This is a genomic window from Salinibacter sp., assembly GCF_036626415.1.
GTDB lineage: Bacteria > Bacteroidota > Rhodothermia > Rhodothermales > Salinibacteraceae > Salinibacter.
Genome location: NZ_JAZKRW010000207.1, coordinates 1 through 3,465, shown reverse-complemented (window position 1 = coordinate 3,465; position 3,465 = coordinate 1). Strand labels below are relative to the sequence as shown.

Annotated in this window: 3 protein-coding genes and 1 pseudogene; all 4 read left to right on the top strand. The window is 66.4% G+C overall.

Going from position 1 to position 3,465, the window contains the following annotated elements; all coding sequences use genetic code 11:
* Window positions 1-149 (top strand): annotated as a pseudogene (locus tag V5A20_RS14125) (mechanosensitive ion channel family protein); the annotation flags it as partial.
* A 101-nt stretch (window positions 150-250) separates the two neighbouring features.
* Complete coding sequence (locus V5A20_RS13660) at window positions 251-1,720, top strand: M20 family peptidase (RefSeq protein ID WP_332327604.1); 1,470 nt, start codon at window positions 251-253, stop codon at window positions 1,718-1,720.
* Window positions 1,721-2,021: 301 nt separating this feature from the next.
* Window positions 2,022-2,396 (top strand): hypothetical protein, encoded by a 375-nt coding sequence (locus V5A20_RS13655; RefSeq protein ID WP_332327603.1) that lies wholly within the window; start codon window positions 2,022-2,024, stop codon window positions 2,394-2,396.
* A gap of 103 nt (window positions 2,397-2,499) precedes the next feature.
* Window positions 2,500-3,294, top strand: coding sequence for a hypothetical protein (locus V5A20_RS13650; RefSeq protein ID WP_332327601.1), 795 nt, complete (start codon window positions 2,500-2,502; stop codon window positions 3,292-3,294).
* Window positions 3,295-3,465: the final 171 nt, after the last annotated feature.

Below are 3,465 nucleotides of genomic sequence, written 5' to 3'. Positions count from 1 at the left end.
TCCCCGTCGAGATCAAGGAGGCCTTCGACGAGCGCGGCATCGAGATTCCGTTCCCCCACCGCACGCTCTACACCGGGGCCGAGACCGAGCCCTTTCCCGTCGAGGTGGTCGAGACGTCTGACGGCCCGCCCGCGGCGACCGACGCGTAAGACGGACGAAATGCGGCCTCCGGTCTCCGTCACGAGAGCGCGATGGATGCCCCACCCGAAAGGACCGGGTTCTTTTCTCCGTGCCGAATACCCATTCCCCCATGATGAAACGCGGTCTCATTGCCGGGACCCTGCTCCTGGCCGGTCTGGCGGCCGCCGTGCTCGTCCGGACCCTCCAGATGAGCTACGAGCCCTCGGGCGTAAATCCGGTCGAGCCCCCGCGCGTCGACGAGGCGGCGGCCGTCGACCGGCTGTCGGCGGCGGTGCAGATCCCGACGGTTTCCTACCAGGACTCGTCCGACATGAATCACGAGGCGTTTGAGGGGTTCGTGGACTTCATGGAACGAAGCTATCCCCGGATCCACGGCCGGCTCGAGCGCGAGCGGGTCGGGCGCAACGGGTACACGCTGTTGTATCGCTGGGCGGGCCGCGACACGACGCAGGATCCCGTCATGCTGATGGGCCACTACGACGTGGTGCCGGTCGAAGAGGGGACCCGACAGGAATGGGAGCACGCCCCGTTCGGGGGAGAGCGGACCAACGGGTACCTGTGGGGGCGGGGGACGCTCGACGACAAGAGCGGCACGCTCTCGGCGTTTGAGGCGGTCGAATACCTGCTCGGAACGGGCTACCAGCCGGAGCAGACCGTCTACCTCGCGGCCCACCACGACGAAGAGATTGGGGGGCGGCGCGGCGCGGCTGAGGTGGCGAAGCTGCTCAAGGAGCGGGATGAGTCCCTCGACTTTGTGGTGGACGAGGGGATGCCGGTGGCCGAAGAGATTCTCCAGGGCATCGAGTCGCCCCTGGCTATGATCGGGGTGGCCGAGAAGGGCAGTCTCACGTTGCGACTGGAGGTGGTGCGGGAAGGGGGCCACGCGTCGATGCCCCCGCGGCAGACGGCCATTGGAGAACTGGCAAGTGCGGTTCATGAACTCAAAGAAAATCCGATGCCTGCCCAGTTCGGCGATCTTCTGCAGCGCACGTTTGAGCCCATCTCCGCGGAGCTTCCGTTCGTCTACCGGATGGGATTGTCCAATCTCTGGCTCTTCGGGCCTTTAATTAAACGTCGCCTCGCACAGGTGCCGCACACCAACGCCGCGATGCGGACGACCATCGCGCCCACAATTTTCCGGGCCGGCATGAAGACCAATGTGCTGCCCGCACACGCCGAGGCGACGATCAATTTTCGAATTCATCCCCAAGACAGCGTTGAGGCTGTTGTCGACCACGTGCGGTCGACCATCGATAACCCAACCGTCGAAGTGCATCGGCTCGACGGCGCTCGGGAGGCCTCCTTCGTGTCGGATCTCGACAAGCAGGCATACCAGCAGCTCAAGCGATCGATCTGGGAGACGTTCGGAGAGATCCCTGTTGCTCCGTCCATGTTTGTAGCGGCCACGGACTCCCGTCACTTCCACGACCTCACGCGCGACATCTACCGGTTCCGACCCATTCGGGCTCGGCCGTCGGACCGGACGCGTCTCCACGGTACCGACGAGCGAATTCGGATCGATAACTACCTGGAGATGATTCACTTCCAAATTCGGCTTCTCCGAAATACGACCTCGTAGGAGGGGCCGAGCTTCCGTTGGTTGCTCCTCGTATGGTGTTTATGAGCGTGCTCTTCGTCTCCATTCGAAGACTTCCTCCTCGGTCTCGTACTCGGGACCGTCCTGGGGGGTGACCTCACGACGAAGGCGCCCGACTTTTCGGTCTCGCCGGGCGTAGAGGCCCCGCTGGTCACAAGACAGTCCTTTGTGCTCGTCGGCCCGGATTCGACGGACCGTATTCCGTTAATCGACACGACGAGGGCGGGGACGGATTCCCTCTTCTCGGTCGCGCCGGACGACCAGTCTGTGCTCCTAACCAAGTGTGCGTCGGGATCGACGTGGGGCCACCTGCCGCCTGCGCCCGGACACGTATCTGGCGGCGAGCATGACGGACCTCGGCGGCGTCCGTCGGGGCGCCGATAGTCAGGTGCTGCGGCCGGTCCGGACGCAGGTCACGGCCGAGGGCGTCTACCTCTCCGACGAGTGGCTGACCACGGTCTACGACGGCGATCTCGGCGCCTACGTGAACGGGGAAATTGCGCGCCCCCTCGACTCCGTGTACACGACGGCCCTCCCGGCCGCCGTACACGTCGGTGAACGTAGGACTGTCGGGCACCCCCTACACCGACGCTCTCGGGCGCGGGGGCGATACACCCTCGGGGTAGACCTCCGCGTATCGCTTCCGGCTCCGCGGTAGAGCCCCGGACGGAGGCTCGTCGGGGTCGGCCACGAACAATCCGACTGCGTCACTGGTTGCCAGAGCCGCTTTGTTTGCTCTTTCCCAAGATGCCCCAAATCCAATGAGGCATCTCCCGGGCTATGCTGTCTGGGGCCTGTGCGCGCTTCTCGTCGTGGGCGCGTCGTCGCTGGGGCAGGATCCTTCGCCCGATCCTGGCCCCACCGATGAACAGGAGGCGCTCGCGACTGTCGACAGCCTACGGACGGCCCGGGAGTTCCGGGCGGCCCTCGCGCGGCTCGACGAGCTCTCCCGGCGGGTCGACGAGACGGTGCAAGTGCTCTGGCGGCAGTCCATCCTCTGGTCGGACTTGGCGAAGGCGTCGGACAGCGAGGCACGGGCCCTCACCTTCAACCGGCAGGCGCTCGACGTGGCGGAAACGGCTGTCGAGACCGACGCGACGCACGCGTGGGCCCACGTCGCGAAGTCCGTGGCGGCCGGACGCATGGCGACGATGACGAACAGCAACCGGGAGAGCATTCGCCTGTCCCGGGAGGTAAAGGAGCACGCCGACCGGGCCCTTGCCCTGGACTCGGAGCTGGGAGCGGCCTACCACGTGCGGGCCCGCTGGCACCGGGAAGTGGGGGACCTCAACTTCGTGCAGCGGCTCGTCGTCAAGACGGTGTACGGGGGACTCCCGGACGCGTCGACTGCACGGGCCGTCGAGGACTTCCGGACGGCCATCGGCCTCGAAACCCGGGCCTACCACCACCTGGAGCTGGGCAAGACGTACGAGAAGATGGACCGTCGCGGCGACGCCGTCCAGCAGTACCGCCGGGCCCTGGAGGCGCCCCGGGCCGACCCGTTCGACCCCGAGTACAAGCGCGAGGCCCGGGCGCACCTCTCCGAGCTGGAGTAGGAGAGAGGGCAGCTCCGAAACGGACTCATCCCGGGGCCGACGCGTCGAGCGACGAAGGATCGGGCCGGTCCGACGAGCCGGCGGCCGCGTCGGACTCGAGAGAGTGCCGGAGACGGTACACGAGCACGGCCCCCAGCAGCACGAACACGCCCGCCATGCTGAATGCCAGCC

Excerpts from the sequence above, each read along its gene's own strand:
- V5A20_RS13660 (WP_332327604.1), top strand. The coding sequence starts at position 251 with ATGATGAAACGCGGTCTCATTGCCGGGACCCTGCTCCTGGCCGGTCTG.
- V5A20_RS13650 (WP_332327601.1), top strand. The coding sequence starts at position 2,500 with ATGAGGCATCTCCCGGGCTATGCTGTCTGGGGCCTGTGCGCGCTTCTC.